This is a genomic window from Pseudomonas fluorescens (assembly GCF_902497855.1).
GTDB classification, from domain to species: domain Bacteria; phylum Pseudomonadota; class Gammaproteobacteria; order Pseudomonadales; family Pseudomonadaceae; genus Aquipseudomonas; species Aquipseudomonas fluorescens_BI.
This window is the reverse complement of the sequence record NZ_CABVHU010000023.1, coordinates 16,086-29,040: the sequence shown is the minus strand read 5'-3', so window position 1 is coordinate 29,040 and position 12,955 is coordinate 16,086. Positions and strand designations below refer to the sequence as shown.

At 56.1% G+C, this 12,955-nt stretch carries 9 protein-coding genes and 1 pseudogene; 3 read left to right on the top strand and 7 right to left on the bottom strand.

Annotated elements, in window-relative coordinates:
• The 7 genes and pseudogenes from F8N96_RS30955 to F8N96_RS30925 form a co-directional block, all read right to left on the bottom strand.
• Positions 1-1,239: a hypothetical protein gene (locus F8N96_RS30955; protein WP_150801034.1), complete on the bottom strand. Its 1,239-nt coding sequence runs from the start codon at positions 1,237-1,239 to the stop codon at positions 1-3.
• Positions 1,240-1,243: 4 nt separating this feature from the next.
• Complete coding sequence (locus F8N96_RS30950; protein WP_150801033.1) at positions 1,244-1,501, bottom strand: PAAR domain-containing protein; 258 nt, start codon at positions 1,499-1,501, stop codon at positions 1,244-1,246.
• Positions 1,498-2,544 (bottom strand): type VI secretion protein ImpA, encoded by a 1,047-nt coding sequence (locus F8N96_RS30945; protein ID WP_150801032.1) that lies wholly within the window; start codon positions 2,542-2,544, stop codon positions 1,498-1,500. Before F8N96_RS30945 ends, F8N96_RS30950 begins: the two co-directional genes overlap by 4 nt.
• A 1-nt stretch (position 2,545) precedes the next feature.
• Positions 2,546-3,601, bottom strand: coding sequence for a type VI secretion protein ImpA (locus tag F8N96_RS30940; protein ID WP_191635395.1), 1,056 nt, complete (start codon positions 3,599-3,601; stop codon positions 2,546-2,548).
• A 1-nt stretch (position 3,602) separates the two neighbouring features.
• Positions 3,603-5,060 carry a hypothetical protein gene (locus tag F8N96_RS30935; RefSeq protein WP_150801031.1) on the bottom strand — a complete coding sequence of 486 codons (1,458 nt, stop codon included), beginning with the start codon at positions 5,058-5,060 and terminating at the stop codon, positions 3,603-3,605.
• Between the two features lie 118 nt (positions 5,061-5,178).
• Positions 5,179-5,718 (bottom strand): hypothetical protein, encoded by a 540-nt coding sequence (locus tag F8N96_RS30930; protein WP_150801030.1) that lies wholly within the window; start codon positions 5,716-5,718, stop codon positions 5,179-5,181.
• A 1,163-nt stretch (positions 5,719-6,881) separates the two neighbouring features.
• Positions 6,882-9,149, bottom strand: a pseudogene (locus tag F8N96_RS30925) (type VI secretion system Vgr family protein); the annotation flags it as partial.
• 716 nt (positions 9,150-9,865) lie between these two features.
• On the opposite strand from F8N96_RS30925, the gene F8N96_RS30920 reads away from it, so the two are divergent.
• From F8N96_RS30920 to F8N96_RS30915, 3 genes are all read left to right on the top strand, one after another.
• Positions 9,866-10,195, top strand: a complete 330-nt coding sequence (locus tag F8N96_RS30920; RefSeq protein WP_150801028.1) for a hypothetical protein — start codon at positions 9,866-9,868, stop codon at positions 10,193-10,195.
• 92 nt (positions 10,196-10,287) lie between these two features.
• A complete protein-coding gene (locus F8N96_RS35170; RefSeq protein WP_191635394.1) occupies positions 10,288-10,455 on the top strand; it encodes a hypothetical protein in 168 nt (55 codons plus the stop codon).
• A gap of 828 nt (positions 10,456-11,283) precedes the next feature.
• Positions 11,284-12,849, top strand: coding sequence for a methyl-accepting chemotaxis protein (locus F8N96_RS30915; RefSeq protein ID WP_150801027.1), 1,566 nt, complete (start codon positions 11,284-11,286; stop codon positions 12,847-12,849).
• Positions 12,850-12,955 lie beyond the last annotated feature (106 nt).

Sequence of the window (12,955 nt, the reverse complement as noted above, 5' to 3'; positions counted from 1 at the left end):
TTATTCCTGATTCGGAGAGGGGGGCATGACGGCCGAGCACCACAACCATGCGTCGGCGGTGCTATCCCCACTGAAAATGAAGTGTGGCTCCCCCTCGTCGCGGATCGACTCCACTGCGGCAGCAATCGCTACCCAGGGTGTCGCGCAACCTGGATTGCCCAGAATGGAGTCGAGGTCGTGCAACCCCTGTTCAACCTTCAACGGCATCGCGACGTCGCTGATCGCCGTGGTGATCGCCGAAGCACGCTGGGCATCGCTTCCGACGCACCAGGCATGCCGAATCGACGCCGCCTCCACCGGGACCCAGTCGAGGGCTTGGTGAGTGGCATAGAGCACACCTTCGGAGGTCGGCGTGCGCACCGGTTCCGGACGATGCAGATAAGCCAGCGGCTCCAGCGTGGTTTGCGTCAGGCGGTTACCCAAGAGCAAACCCACCACCGCTTCGGCTGTATCTTCCGCTTGCGCCGGCGCAACCTGAAACGCCACCACCAGCAACAGCGTCTGTTCGCGGATACGCTGATCCAGCCAGCCATCCACCGCTGCCAGCCCGCGGCCTTCAAGTCGTGTGACCGTCTGGCGTATACCGGACTCGGACCAGACGTCCTGCCACAGTCCGTTGAGGTTTTCCTCGGAAACGATGGTGTCCATTTCCAGCAACAAAGCCAGCGGCTTGTCCTCGGGCAGCGCTTGCAGCACCCGGGCGAGATCACTTAATACTTGCCGCAATACCCTGCGCAGCACCGCCTCAGGCATTTCGCCCTGTTCGACCGCCAAGCGACTGTGGCGAATGCCCTCTTCACAGGGTTGCCAGGCAGCCTGGACACGTAAGGCCTTGTGCGCGTCGAGCAAAACTTCCCGCTGCGCCTCGCCATCGTGCGCTCCCGGTTCCCGCAATGCGGTATGCAAACTCACCGCCAGCACTTGCTGCGAGCGACGCCCCTGACGCATTTTCTGAACCAGGTCCGCTTCACGCTCGTCGTTCCAGCCGTCAGTCACGCTCAATTGGCCGAGATACACCAATGCACGGATCAAGCCCAGGACAAACCAGATCGCCATGGGTGCCCCAAGCCCGATCTGCCAAAGCAGGCGCGGACGCTGAGTCAAGGCGTCACCTCCCAACCACAACGTCAGCCCGAGACCCAGCAGCAGTAACACCGGCAGCAAAACCAGCCAACGCCATACACGGGGGGCCGGTGGCGGGGTCAGTTCAGGCGGTACCTCGTACAATTTGACCGGCATAAAATCAGCTCGCCGTCGCGTTGGGCAAGGACGAAACCAAGGCACAGCCACAGGCGCACACATGCCCATGAAAGGCGACGGGGATGCCGTTGTTACGAAAGGTAGGATGCCCCTCGCTAATTATTGTCGGACCGTGTTTACCGCACCGGACCGGATCACCTTGACGGGCCACGCCGATACCGCCAAAGCGCATCCCCGTGGCGCCTGATAGCACAGCACCGCCGTTGGTGGTGCTGTCGCCGATTCTGATAATTCCTTTCATGGATGTGCCTCCGTGCATGAGCCACCATCGGCACGCTGGATCAACGTCCACTTCACGGACTGCTCGTCCTTGTGCGGAAGGCGCTGGCCTTTTTTCAGGTCGAGATATTCAAAGCCCTTACGGCCGAAGATCGACCATTTGCCGGTGTGGCTTGCGGGCTCTCCCGACATAGCCGTGATAAAGACACTATCCCGTCTGATGAACTGCGCTTCGCGCTCGGGCCAGGTGTACAGTTCGTCCGGTTCACCTTTGGGGAAGAAGCCTCGTTCGGGTACATCGATGAATTCGTCTTCTACGCGGCGGATCAGTGTCCAACCGGTTTCAGTCCATTGGTTTTCCTTCCAGCTATAATCACGCTTGCCTGTGGTCTCGCAGACATATTCGTGACGTCTGATTCCTTGAAAGACCCTGACACCACCCTCGAATTTGATGGGATATAACAGGCGAGCTGCTGCGAAATCCACATCCGGTAGATAGATCCCTATCTGCGTAGCTGCCTCGTCTTTCTCGATCCGTACACTGGTATCCAATTCATAGCGAGGGATGCGTCGGGGTAGTTCTGCCACCTCATACAGACCGCCTTGGCCGGTATAGGTCAAGTTACCTTCACGCCACTCCCCCTGGGTTGTTGCTCCTAACCGAGAGTCCAGCTTCGTAGCCCGATCTTGCGTTAGCGAGATGCGCTGTTGTTCTTCCTCGGTCATCCACCCGTCCCAGAGCTCTCTAATTCCATGGTTGTTGGAGTTCATGGCGTGACCTGCCTTGAATGCCAGCGGGTCATTGTTGACCCGCTGAATATAGGCTTTGATGTAAAAATCCCGATCTGGACGGATATTGGGCAGCACGCGGCTTCCCCAGACGACATCGCCTTGCTGCCATTGCGGTTTGTTGCGCTGGCGCGGGTCGAGTTGGTGTTGCGAGCGAGCGTAGGCCTTTCCGTGGGCGTCAATCCAGTCGATGATTGCATCGCGGGTAGCCGCGAAGTGCTCGGGGGAGCTGTAGCTTTCCAGCAGATAGCATTCAAGCGGATGCAAAACGGCCATTTCAAGACTTCCCCTTAGGCTCGGTACACGACCCGCCATCAGCTCGTGCGATCAGAGTCCACTTCACCGACTGCTCGTCCTTATGCGGCAAGCGCTGGCCTTTTTTCAGGTCAAGGTATTCAAAGCCCTTACGGCCGAAAATCGACCATTTACCGGTGTGGCTTGCAGGCTCTCCCGACAGCGCCGTGATAAAAACATTATCCTGTCTGATGAACTGCGCTTCGCGCTCGGGCCAGGTGTACAGTTCGTCCGGTTCACCCTTGGGGAAGAAGCCTCGTTCAGGTACGTCGATGAATTCGTCTTCTACGCGGCGGATCAGTGTCCAACCAGTTTCGACCAACTCACTTTCATTCCAGTCGTAATCACGCTTGCCAGTATCAGGATTGACCCATGTACTACGCCTTACCCCACGCCGAACTTGTTGTCCTCCCTCAGTCCATTCGGTGGGATACAGTAAGTGTGCAGCTGCAAAATCCACATCCGGCAAATAAATACCAATATGTTTGGGGCGCTCATCCTTTTCAATACGCACGCTTAAATCCAGTTCGTAGCGCGGAATACGCTGAGGCAACTCAGTCAATCGAAAGACCCGGTCTTGTCCGTTATAAGTCAAATGACCTTCATCCCAATGTCCCCCGACAGTGGCCCCTAATCGTTTATCCAACTTAGTCGCCTCGTCTCGTAAAAGCGATATGCACTGTCGTTCTTGCTCCAACATCCAACCATCCCAGAACTCACTCATGCCTCGATTATTGGACTTCATGGAGCGGCCGGCCTTGAATGCCAGCGGGTCATTGTTCACCCGATGAATATAGGCTTTGATGTAGAAGTCTCTATCAGGACGGATATTGGGCAACACGCGGCTGCCCCAGACCACATCACCTTGCTGCCATTGCGGTTTGTTGCGCTGGCGTGGATCGAGTTGGAATTGCAAGCGGGCGTAGGCCGCTTCGTGGGCGTCAATCCAGTCGATGATGGCATCGCGGGTGGCCGCGAAGTGCTCGGGGGCGCTGAAGCTTTCCAGCAGATAACATTCAAGTGGATGTAAAACTGCCATTTCAAAGCTCCTTTTTTACGTTCGGTACAAACCATTTATGGGTTAATTCCGGCAAGCCCAGGTATGGCTTGAAAGGATCAAGGTTCGTATCGCCAGTACCATCGTCATATCCCCAATTGGTTTTCTGCCTGGGAGAGATATATTTAGGAGTAAGATCATCAGGATTCAGAGCTATCTGCTGCCGACCTCCCTGCAGTTTGTATTTCGGTTCGCGTGGAAACTCCTGGGTCCCCGCGCGCCCCTCCCAGACTTTGAGCGGTTGCCCCGGCGGCACGGTATAGACCACAAATTCACCGTTCTCATTCCATTGTTTCCAAACCGCTAGTTCACTTCGCCATTGGCTTTTCGACTTCAGCGCGTCAAATTCCGCTTCGCGAAGCCAGAAAATACTGTTATCACCGGAACTGGGATCCACCACTCGAAAAAGTCGTTCACCCGGCGAAACAGTAGATGCTTGCATTGATATATCGAAGGTTTCAAACCTACCCACCAATGCTTTGTTCTTAGAGGTATCGCTGATATCTGGCCAGCCCTTGGCAATATCCTTGAAAGCATCTGGTGGAAATTGTTGCAAAGCCGGATATCTTAAACTCTCTACTTCATCAACCCAATCCACTTTTTTCTGTTTAATCAACTCCAACTCAGCGACCTCGCGCTGTCCCAACACATGTGAATTGTTTCCTGGTCGCGCGCGGTAGGCATTGTCCCCTTCGACCCGTAGCCGATTGATGATCTGGTCCAGATAGTCCTGCGCCGGGCGCAATGCCTTTGCCAGGCCTTCATCAGCCTTGTTTCTGACATCCACTATGATTGTCCAGAGTCGTTCTATCCGGGCCCCCAATGCATTCGGCCCGAAACTCATGACGGAATCAAACAACTGACGCGTGACCTGCATTAGTTCATCCAGTCGTGCCAGCAGTCCCTGTACAGACAGACTCCTGTTTAACTCAGTCAATTTTCCAGCTAAATAATGACATGGATTGTAAACCTTCATTGAAGCAAGGACTTTCCTTACTGCTGGGTAATCTAAGTAACGATTTAATAAAAGCATCGCCTGATCAAGCACAGCCCCATCTATACGCGGCGCAGGCTTCAGGGCTTTGAAAAGGTATTTCCGAACAGAAAAAACGATAATTTTAAGACAGCCTTTCAGCAACGACCCCACTGTAGGAAACAACCCGATAAGCGTTAATATCAACGATACCCAACCCCAAGCATCACTGCTGTCCTTGTTGATTTTTTGGCAATTGGCAATCAGGTCGCGCACATCACCAATCTGATCGACCAAAGGAATCATGAAAATCAACGTTCCCGTGACAGTTTGTGCGGTGGTCGGATTCTCGTGGAAATCCCCCTGTAGCACTTCCCACAGCCAGAGCCATTTCCCCTCGACGCCTGAGTAAGCGTCCTGTGGAGCAGGCTCGTAGAACGCCAAGGCGTTTTGCAGTTCCGAATTCATGCGGCATCCATGTTTAACGATAAGAAAATTACCAATACAAGGTGTACGTAACTGTTCCGGGATGGCACGTGCTTTCGAGCACGACTCAAACTACATATCTTGCATGTACCACTCGTTGTTAATTATCAGGTGAAAAATGTTTCGCAGCATTTCCATTACGCCTACCATCGCAAGGGGGGACAAGCTCACTACCATCTGCCAAACGAGTATATTGAAGGTACTCCACAGTTCCACTCGCAGTGTTACCGATACAAAAAACAGCTGTATAGCTATCCCTTGGCCGAGAAGCGTCAATCAAACTAAATATATAGGTGTTATTTACTTCAAGCTTCAATGGATGAGTCTTTACTTTATAGTCATCCAGCTCGTACCCCTCTGGCACGACGCCAAACACTACACATCCACCCGGCAACAGCTCTAATGGTTTAGCACCCGATTTAAGTGCAACCCCCCAAGCGCCGGCATTTCGCACATAACTTTGCATCAATGATATCCAGCCGACCAAAAATACTTCCCCTGTATCATTTGGCAGACAAATGGCCGGCCTACTATTAACCGAAGAAATAGTCGCACTTTCCCTGCGTCCAAATGACGTCGCCTCAGCAGACTCCAAAAATATAAAATTCAACCCAATCAATAAAAAAGCTAAGATCTTCATAGACTTTTCCTTCAAGCAGGAAGATTTGCTTTGCTGGCAGGATTCTCCAGAAAGTCCTGAAGTGTCGAGACCAGAAGCTGAGGGCTTTGGGTATAGTTACGTTGATTCCACACCCCACGAGGATTTCCGAGCACACAAATAATAAAGTAATCCGAAACAATTTCAGCTTGCTGTTCCATATTGTAATCGGACAACTCCCCATTACTCTTCAAGGTGTATTCGTATGCCGCCGCCCCCTGAGCACTCACCGTCAGCCCATACTTCTTCACTGGATAACCAAGCTGGTACTGCCACACATGAGTTATCTCATGCATGAACAAGGCTTTATCCCTATCATCGTTAGTATTGGCAAAATCATCTCTATAGTACTTCGTGCTTTCCGGGTAATACATTTCACCATTAGGCGTGACGGCTGTATTTTGTTGACCAAAGAATAACCACCAGCCGCCGCGATGCACTTTGACCTTGCTATAATCGACAGCATTTTTAAACACAGTTCTGGCCATGGATATTTCGTCTGCGGTCAAGGAACGCTTTTTTCCTTTGGGAAGCGGTACAGTTCGAGATGATGTGCCCACATCGGTGGCATTAGTGGCGATGTTGCTGGATGTCAGATCAATCACCAGTGGGGCTTGGGCATTCTTCGCGGCGCAACAGAATACCTCGCCCCCCTCCGGTGGAAGGAGTGTCAAGGAAGTAAATTGAATTGGCTGCAAGGTCACAAAACGCTGCGTATACCCTCGGACATCAGTCATACCCTCAATAATACGGCCGTCAGCCAAAGTGGCCGAATATTTAAGATGACTTGCCGACTCACCATCCGGACCGACCAAACGAAGTTGCTCGTCATGCTCTCCAATCGGACACTGTTGCAGTAACAAGTCATAGGAAGGCCAAGGCTGATCCGGTTCAGGTTCAGGAAGTTGGTACTGCACACGCGCCGGTTTATCCGGAACAGGGCTGTGCTGGGCATGGCCGTGCTCGTCCAGTGTCCCTTGCAGCACCAGGCCATTGTCAAACGTCAGGGTATAAGGCACATCTGTAATGGGCTTGGCCGCGGCATCGTAAAAGTTCAACAGAAGTTTGTTAGGCACGTCGGCCAACGGTTCAGCCAGCGGGGAGAGCGCAGTTTTCAATCTGCCCGCCGACGGGACGTAATCGAAGTGTGGAGACTTGATCTCGACTTCACCCGGTGACCCTATCTCGATGCGATAGGGATCGAGGGTGATGTAGTTGCTGCCAACGTTGAGGGTGATTTTCTTTTTCGCAGTGATGCGGATTTCGTCCTCGGTGCTGCTGATGTCCAGACCTTGCCTGGCCAACAGTTCAAGGCGGTCGTTCTGTGCCTGGATCGACACAGCGCCTTGGTTGGCAATTAACTTCAACCCGAGCTTTTGCGCGAACAGGCCAATGGCTTGACCCGCCGTCACCGTAAAACGCTTGAGCGCACTAAAGTCAGTGTTGTTGCTCACTGCGCTAAGGGTCTGACCAGCCGCCAACTGCATATGCGCTGGCGTAACCAGCGCCACGCCGGCAGGGGCCGAGACAAGCAAGCCGGCCTCTTTCAATTGCCCCAACGCGGCCTTCAGCTGCTTGGGCACGGTCTCATCCGCCTCCAGCCCCCCTGCCACTACGGCGTTACGGGCCAACCTTTGCACACGTTGTAATGCCTCTTCCAGTTGCGCCAGAGCTTCATTCATGCCGAGCGTTTCGCCCTGCGCTTTCGGCTGTTCATCAGCACTGATCAACAACCCCTTCCCCGCCCGAATCGCACCCCAGCCATCGGTGCGCAACTCAAACCCTTCACCCCGCCTCTGCTGCTCGGCATCGACCAAATGCCCAAGATTCAGCTGGCTTTTGCCACTGTGCTCGGTACTCAGCTTGACGTGCTCTTTGCCCCTTGTGTCCTCCATCCGCAGCTTGTTATTGGCCGGCGTTCGCAGCACGTTGCGCTTGTAATTGCGTGCACGCAGGGTCACGTGGTCCCGGTGTTCGCTGTCGTGCAGGGCGTGGGCGATGTAGGGACGGTCCGGGTCGCCCTGTTCGAAGGCCACCGCGACTTCGGTGCCGGCGATCAGTGGCAAATGCAGGCCGTGGGTGTCGCCGGCGTAGGGCCGGGCCAGGCGTAGCCACATGCTTTCCTGGCCGGGTTTCCAGGTGTCGCGGTCGAACAGGAACTGCACGCAGTAGCGCCCTTCGACGTCGATTTCGGCGTAGGGGTCGTTTTTTTGCGGGTTGCTGACCCGGGCCGGGAGGGTGCCGGCGATCTGCGGTTTGGCCAGCAGCGGTGGACGGAAGCACACGCTTTCCGAATAGGGGATGGCCTGGAACCGGGCCTCGAAGCTGGCATCGCGGGCGGCGCGGGTGCTGAGGTGGGTGATCACCGTGCCGCGGGCGAAGGCCTGGGGCGCGTCGCCGGTGATTTCCAGCACTTGGCCGGGGGCCAGGGTCGCGCTGCTGCTGGTGCCGCTGAGGCGGGTCTGGTCGTTGAGGTAGCGTTCGTGTTGCAGGCGGGCGTAGAAGTAGCCGGTTTCCGGTGGCAGGTCTTCGTAGAATTGGTAGCGGTCGCCGAGGGCGGTGTAGGGTTCGGCGTAGTGATAGGCCTCGCCGTAGGTGGTGGTCGCGCCGCGAGTATGATCGATCTCGCCGTCCAGGTGGGCGTAGGCGTCGCGGTGCTGGTAGGTGCGGATATTGACCTGGCGTTCGACTACCTGGTGTTGGGTTTGCAAGGCCCACACGCCGTCCTGCTCGCTGCTGCTCAGGCCGGCCGGTGAGTGGCAAGGCAGCTGGATGCCGGACTGGTAATGCAGCTGGTCGTCGTGGAATTCGACGACGTCGAGGTGCAGGCGCTCGTCGCCGGTGAAGCGGTACCAGATGCCGACCTCGGCCAGCAGGCGGGCGATGAAGGCCAGGTCGCTTTCACCGTATTGCATGACTTGCAGGCGTTTCGGGTACTTGCGCGTGAGCTTGAAGAAAAAATCCTCGCCGCGAAAATCGTGGCGGCTGCGCAGGATGTGTTCGACGATTTCCGGCACGGACTGGTGTTGATAGAGGCGGAACTGCTGGCCACGGGCGAGCAAGGCCAGGCGCGGTTGCAGGGTGATTTCGTAGCGGGCTTCGTTGACGGAGCCGGACAGGCGTTTGAACCCGGTGACCACGCCGTGCAGGGTGCGCAGCGGTTTGATCGGGAGGTCCCGGGTCAGAAAGCTGTGCTGGCGCGGCGGGGCGTGCAGGCTGAACCGGGCGTCGCGGTTGAGCAGCTGGTCGGCGGCGATGTCCTGTTCGCTGCAGGTGAATTCGATGACGTAGTGGAACGGCTGGCTCAGTTGTTCTTCGCCGTGGAAGGCCAGGACGTCGAGGGTCGCGTCGAAGTTGTAGACGCTGAGTTTGTGGCGGCTGTGGTCGAAGAAAGTGCGTATAGGGTTGGGCATGGTCAGGCCTTCCTGGTCTGAATGTTGACGAGAGGAAGGGCTTTGCTTCCACCCTGATCCTGGGGGATGGAAGCTTTGGTGAAGTTGACTTAGTTGGAAATAAGACACTTCTGATGAGTGCGTAGGAAGCGTCGGTTTTAAACTTGAGCGAATTTTCCTACTCGCTACGCCGACCTTTCCTGACTTCTTTTCTCACTGATTCTACGTACAGTGCCCCGCGCCTTGTTTTGCGTGTGGAGGTTGGTTCGAAATCGTCAGGGTTGAACCTGATGAAATTTGTGACCGCTTTGCCCTCAATCGTGGGGAAGCCTTGTTTCTAAAGGGCTGCATCGATTTGTGAGAGCGAGATTTGTTCGTGTAGAGGGGCCTATGGCCAAGTGAAATTTCTGGACGTCGTCGTCGGAGATTTCCTTCAAGTTTTAGCGGTTTGCATGAACTGGTGCGACGTGTGCTGCATGGGTAGTCTTTTCGCTGTCGCCGCCAATGTGGTGGCAGGGTGTAGGAACCCTTGGAAATACACCGCGCACCGGCGCTGTCGTTTGATTTCGGCACTTGATTCGTGTCTGTAAATCGTCGCGGCGGCCGTGCGCGGGGCACGTTTCGACGTGGCTGGGTTTGGTGTATTTCCTCAGTTTCCTACTCCCGCGTACGGCTGCCACCCTACCCTTCAGGAAAAGTCGTTGGCAGCTGAACTCACTCTCCAGGGCCGTTAAAAAATGACATCAAGTGCTTCAGACTCACCCTACATAAAACCAACCCCTCACCCCGAAAATCGCTTCAAGGCGCTCACCAATAATTGCAGCGACATGCCCACCCTCTTCGTCGATACCCAGGCGCCATTGGATGTCTTGGTCGACGCGGCTAACCATCGGATTCAGGCCGTGACCCAGGTGCTGGAAAACCTGTCCATGCGCGGTTCGATCGAGTGCGAGTCGTTCATTCTCAGTGACTTCGCCTTGCTCTGCGCCGTTCCATTGCGGGATGGGTGTGATGTGCTGGAGGTGATTGGGCGGCGGTTGCGGCCGCGGGCTTCGGCGGGTGTTTAGAATGGGGGGTTGCTCCCTTCATTCTTTCCTCTTCATTGCCTTGCGAAGCGACGCCAGCGCGCAATCAAGTAGCCTTTACAGGTGTCCACTCCATGCAAAAGACGCAGAACGCAAAACCTTTGCAGGTAGCTAAATTTACCGCCGACGCTATGCGTCTGGGTGGCTCGACATCTGCTAATCAGCGTCGGTTCATGAAAGCCGCAGTGCTGAAAGGCAAGGATATGGAGCCTGTAGGCGTCATGGCTGGCGCCTGCGCTTGAAGCATCATTCTGAAGAGAGCCGACCTACCATTAGATTGGGGTACATCTGCGGGAATTGGGTTGGCTGTGGCGCCGCTTTCGCTGGCAAGCCAGCTCCTACATTTGATCGGGGTACGTCTGCGGGAATTGGGTTGGCTGTGGCGCCGCTTTCGCTGGCAAGCCAGCTCCTACATTTGATCGGGGTACATCTGCGGGAATTGGGTTGGCTGTGGCGCCGCTTTCGCTGGCAAGCCAGCTCCTACATTTGATCGGGGTACGTCTGCGGGAATTGGGTTGGCTGGGGCGTCGCTTTCGCTGGCAAGCCAGCTCCTACATTTTGATCGGGGTACGTCTGCGGGAATTGGGTTGGCTTTGGCGCCGCTTTCGCTGGCAAGCCAGCTCCTACATTTGATCGGGGTACGTCTGCGGGAATTGGGTTGGCTGGGGCGTCGCTTTCGCTGGCAAGCCAGCTCCTACATTTTGATCGGGGTACGTCTGCGGGAATTGGGTTGGCTTTGGCGCCGCTTTCGCTGGCAAGCCAGCTCCTACATTTGATCGGGGTACGTCTGCGGGAATTGGGTTGGCTGGGGCGTCGCTTTCGCTGGCAAGCCAGCTCCTACATTTTGATCGGGGTACGTCTGCGGGAATTGGGTTGGCTTTGGCGCCGCCTTCGCTGGCAAGCCAGCTCCTACATTAGATCGGGGTATGTCTGTGGGAGTCGGGGCGGCGATCAGCTTGCCATGCAGAACATGAGCGATCGGTGTCCCCATCTTCTGTTGAAAAATAAAAGCTCAACAAATCCGCGCCCCCGCCGACACCCTGTCAAAGCCTCACGGACTGAATATAGCCATGCGTAACAACCAGCCCATTACTCAACGCGAACGGACCTTCCCGGCTCAGCAACGGTTGATTTCCACCACCGATGCCAAGGGCGTGATTACCTACTGCAACGACGCCTTCGTCGAGATCAGCGGGTTTACTCGTGAGGAGCTGATCCATGCGCCGCATAATCAGGTGCGTCACCCCGACGTGCCTGCTGCGGTATTCGCGCACATGTGGGCCACGCTGAAACAAGGTTTGCCCTGGATGGGCATTATCAAGAATCGCTGCAAGAGCGGTGACCATTACTGGGTCAACGCTTATGTCACGCCGGTTTCCGAAGGCCGGCAGGTGATTGGTTACGAGTCGGTGCGGGTCAAGCCTACGGCTGAGCAGATTCGCCGTGCCGAAGCGCTTTACCAGCGCCTCAACCAGGGCAAGTCGGCCGTGCCTTCCTCGGATAAATGGCTGCCGGTGCTGCAGGATTGGTTGCCGTTCATTCTGGTCAGCCAGTTGAGTTTCCTGATCGGTGCGTCGCTGAATTCGCAATGGGGCTTTGCCCTTGCTGCCGGGCTGTCGGTGCCGTTGGGGCTGATGGGGTTGCGCTGGCAGCAGCGTGGGCTCAAGCGGTTGTTGCGCCTGGCCGAGCAGACCACGTCGGACCCGTTGATTGCGCAGATGTACACCGACAGTCGCGGCGCTCAGGCGCGGTTGGAGATGTCGATTCTGAGTCAGGAAGCTCGCCTGAAAACCTGCCTGACCCGTCTGCAGGACACTGCCGAGCACCTGACCGAGCAAGCGAAACAGTCCGACACCCTGGCGCATAACAGCTCCACCGGTCTGGAACGTCAGCGGGTGGAAACCGAGCAGGTGGCGACGGCGGTCAACCAGATGGCTGCCACCACGCAGGAAGTTGCCAGCCATGTACAGCGCACGGCGGATGCGACTCAGGAGGCCAATCGCTTGACCGGTCGTGGGCGGGATATCGCTGGGGAAACTCGCGAAGCCATTCAGCGTCTGTCGACGGTGGTCGGTGAGACTGGGTTGACCGTGACTCAGCTGGCCAAGGACAGCACCGAAATTGGCGGTGTGGTGGATGTGATCAAAGGCATTGCCGACCAGACCAACCTGTTGGCGTTGAACGCGGCTATTGAAGCGGCGCGTGCCGGTGAGATGGGTCGCGGGTTTGCGGTGGTGGCGGATGAAGTGCGGCAATTGGCGCAGCGTACCAGTGAGTCTACTGGGCAGATTCATGCGCTGATCGCCAAGCTGCAGCAGACTGCGAGCGCTGCGGTGCAGACCATGGAGGCCGGGCATCGCCAGGCTGAGGAAGGTGTGGCGCGGGTGCTGGAAGCGGACCAGGCGTTGGTGGGGATCAGTGAGGCGGTGGCCCATATCACCGACATGGCCACGCAGATTGCGGCGGCGACGGAAGAGCAAAGTGCGGTGGCTGAAGAGATCAGCCGTAACATCAGTAACATCTCGCATTTGGCGGACCAGACTTCGGTGCAGGCGCAGCATTCGGCGTTGTTGAGTGAAGAGCTGACGAAGACGGCGAATACTCAGTATTCGTTGGTGGAGCGGTTTAATCGCTGATCGTCTTCTCTAGGTAAAAACCCGGGCGCTGATGCGCCCGGGTTTGTTTTTGATGCGCATTGGTATCTATACATCTTTCAGCGGCTGCCAAATGCTGCGGTGTGGG

Bases quoted from the DNA above. Each gene is read 5' to 3' on its own strand.
- F8N96_RS30955 (WP_150801034.1), bottom strand. From the start codon at position 1,239: ATGCCGGTCAAATTGTACGAGGTACCGCCTGAACTGACCCCGCCACCG.
- F8N96_RS30950 (WP_150801033.1), bottom strand. From the start codon at position 1,501: ATGAAAGGAATTATCAGAATCGGCGACAGCACCACCAACGGCGGTGCT.
- F8N96_RS30945 (WP_150801032.1), bottom strand. From the start codon at position 2,544: ATGGCCGTTTTGCATCCGCTTGAATGCTATCTGCTGGAAAGCTACAGC.
- F8N96_RS30940 (WP_191635395.1), bottom strand. From the start codon at position 3,601: ATGGCAGTTTTACATCCACTTGAATGTTATCTGCTGGAAAGCTTCAGC.
- F8N96_RS30935 (WP_150801031.1), bottom strand. From the start codon at position 5,060: ATGAATTCGGAACTGCAAAACGCCTTGGCGTTCTACGAGCCTGCTCCA.
- F8N96_RS30930 (WP_150801030.1), bottom strand. From the start codon at position 5,718: ATGAAGATCTTAGCTTTTTTATTGATTGGGTTGAATTTTATATTTTTG.
- F8N96_RS30920 (WP_150801028.1), top strand. From the start codon at position 9,866: ATGACATCAAGTGCTTCAGACTCACCCTACATAAAACCAACCCCTCAC.
- F8N96_RS35170 (WP_191635394.1), top strand. From the start codon at position 10,288: ATGCAAAAGACGCAGAACGCAAAACCTTTGCAGGTAGCTAAATTTACC.
- F8N96_RS30915 (WP_150801027.1), top strand. From the start codon at position 11,284: ATGCGTAACAACCAGCCCATTACTCAACGCGAACGGACCTTCCCGGCT.